Annotated in this window: 3 protein-coding genes and 1 pseudogene; 3 read left to right on the forward strand and 1 reads right to left on the reverse strand. The window is 71.8% G+C overall.

What is annotated here, in order from left to right:
• Positions 1–1148, reverse strand: a 1148-nt coding sequence (locus E1265_RS35525) for a M48 family metallopeptidase (protein ID WP_132935070.1), incomplete at its 3' end; no start/stop codon positions are given.
• 149 nt (positions 1149–1297) lie between these two features.
• Here E1265_RS35525 and E1265_RS37605 point away from each other — a divergent pair.
• From E1265_RS37605 to E1265_RS35535, 3 genes and pseudogenes are all read left to right on the forward strand, one after another.
• Positions 1298–1471, forward strand: coding sequence for a hypothetical protein (locus E1265_RS37605; protein ID WP_165954007.1), 174 nt, complete (start codon positions 1298–1300; stop codon positions 1469–1471).
• 9 nt (positions 1472–1480) lie between these two features.
• On the forward strand, positions 1481–2125 hold the full coding sequence (gene nadD, locus E1265_RS35530) for a nicotinate-nucleotide adenylyltransferase (RefSeq protein WP_132935071.1): 645 nt from the start codon (positions 1481–1483) through the stop codon (positions 2123–2125).
• 20 nt (positions 2126–2145) lie between these two features.
• Positions 2146–2517 (forward strand): annotated as a pseudogene (locus tag E1265_RS35535) (LytR family transcriptional regulator); the annotation flags it as partial.

The raw sequence follows: 2517 nt of genomic DNA on the forward strand, positions 1-2517 counted from the left end.
CCCTCGCGCCCGCCGCCGGCCCCGTCGTCGCCCGGGCTGCCGTCGCCCGTGGTCGCCTGGTCCGTGCCGCCCCTGCCGGCGCCCCGCGACCTGCTCTGCCCGGTGGCGAAGTCCCGCAGCCGGCCACCAAGTTCACCGGCGCCGCCGGCCACGTCGCTGACCAGCTTCATCAGCGGGTCCCTGCTGGTGCGCACCCGCTCCGTGAAGTGCCCGGCCGACTCGCGGAACGCGCCGCTCACCGACGCGTCCGCGTCCCCGTCCCGGCGCGGGTAGTGGCCGTCCATGATCCGCTGGTAGTCGCGGCCGCGGGCCCACCGACGCAGCTCGGCGGCGCGCACCGCGGCGAACGGGTGGCTGCGCGGGAGCACGTTGAGGATCTTCAGCACGGAGTCCCGCAGGTCGCCGCCGGCCTCGTACTCGTCGGCCTGCGCCAGGAAGGCGTCCACGTTCATCTCGTGCAGGTGGTTGCCGCCGGCCAGCTTCATCAGGGTGCGCAGCGAGGCCTCCTCGTCCTGGCCCACCAGCAGGCCGGCCCGGTCGGCCGACAGCTCCGACTTGCGGAACCACTCGCGCAGCGCCGTGACGATCGCCATGATCGCGATGTTGCCCAGCGGGATCCAGGCGATCCGGACCGCGAGGGAGGTCAGGAAGAGCAGGATGGTGCGGTAGACCGCGTGCCCGGAGAGCGCGTGCCCCACCTCGTGGCCGATGACCACCCGCATCTCGTCCTCGTCGAGCAGCTCGACCAGGCCCGTGGTGAGCACGATGATCGGCTGGTCGAGGCCGATGCACATGGCGTTGGGGTTGGGGTCCTGGGTGACGTAGAGCGGCGGCACCCGCTCCACGTCCAGGATGCGGCAGGCGTCGAGCAGCATCTCGTGCAGGTGCGCGAACTGTTGCTCGCCGACCCGCACCGAGTCGGAGAGGAAGAGCAGCCGCAGGCTGCGCTCGGGCAGCATGCCGCTCAGCGTCTTGAACACCGTGTCGAAGCCGGTGAGCTTGCGCAGCGCCACCAGCGCCGAGCGATCGGCCGGGTGCTCGTAGGCCCGGGAGGAGATGCCGGGGAAGCTCCGCCGCCCCCCGCCGGGCGGCACCGGCTCCTCGGCTATGCCGCCCGCGCTGTCCGTTCCGTCGGCGTTGTCCGTCATCCGGCCCCCTCAGTCTGGTGCGCCGGAGCACGCCCTCACCCGGTGCACCGCGCTCCGAAGCGGTGGGGGCGGGAGGCCGTGGCCGGCTCGTCCGCTTACGATGACCCTACGTTTCAGCCGTCAGTCACGTTCCCGGATAGGCCAGCCTTATGACGCTCTCCGCCTCGCCCGCCGCCGAAGCCCTGGTCACGCTCGCCAACGAGGGCGGCGGTGAGCACGAAAGCATGCACAGCAGCCTGAACGCCTATGCCATCGGCGGCGGTGCCCTGGCCGCGCTGCTGCTCCTGCTCTGGATCACGACCCGCCTCAACCGCGACCGTTAAGGTCGGCGCATGCGAGAGCGGATACCCCGTGCCAAGCGCCGTATCGGCGTGATGGGCGGCACGTTCGACCCCGTCCACCACGGGCACCTCGTGGCGGCGAGCGAGGTCGCCGCGCTGTTCCACCTGGACGAGGTCATCTTCGTGCCGACGGGGCAGCCCTGGCAGAAGGACCACAGGTCGGTCTCGCCGGCCGAGGACCGCTACCTGATGACGGTCATCGCCACCGCCTCAAACCCGCAGTTCTCCGTCAGCCGCATCGACATCGACCGTGGCGGCAAGACGTACACCATCGACACGCTGCGCGAGCTGCGGGCCGAGCACGCCGACGCCGACCTGTTCTTCATCACCGGCGCCGACGCGCTGGCCCAGATCCTGGGCTGGCGGGACGCGGGGGAGCTGTTCTCGCTCGCCCACTTCATCGGCGTCACCCGGCCGGGGCACCCGCTTGCCGACCCGGGGCTGCCGAGCGGCGGGGTGTCGCTGGTCGAGGTGCCGGCGCTGGCGATCTCGTCGACCGACTGCCGCGAGCGGGTCGCGAGGGGCGATCCGGTCTGGTATCTGGTGCCGGACGGGGTGGTGCGCTACATCAACAAGCGCGCCCTCTACCGTGACTGCGCGGAAGACGCGGAGGGACCGACACAAGCGGCGCGCTGAACGGCTGAAGGGCGGCACTGGTGAGCGACCGACAGGATCCGTACGGGCAGTTCGGGCAGTCCGGGCAGATCTACGGATACGACGAGTACGGCCGTCCGATCTACGGCACGGAGCCGCAACAGCCGCCCGCGCAGGGCGAGTACGACTACGGGTACGGCGCCCAGGGCCCGCAGGAGTACGGCTACGGGTACGGCCACGACACCGGCCAGCAGCCGCCCGTCCACGACCAGTACCAGGACCAGCACCAGTCCCAGGGCGGCTACGGCTACGGCTATGGCAACGGCTACGGCGGGGACACCGGCTACGGCACGGCGCCAGGCTACGACACCGGCCAGCAGGGGCAGCAGGCCGCGCCCCCGCCCCCGCCCGTCGACGAGCACCAGGTCCAGGCC

Origin of the sequence: Streptomyces sp. 8K308, assembly GCF_004348315.1 — a bacterium.
Classification (GTDB): domain Bacteria; phylum Actinomycetota; class Actinomycetes; order Streptomycetales; family Streptomycetaceae; genus Streptomyces.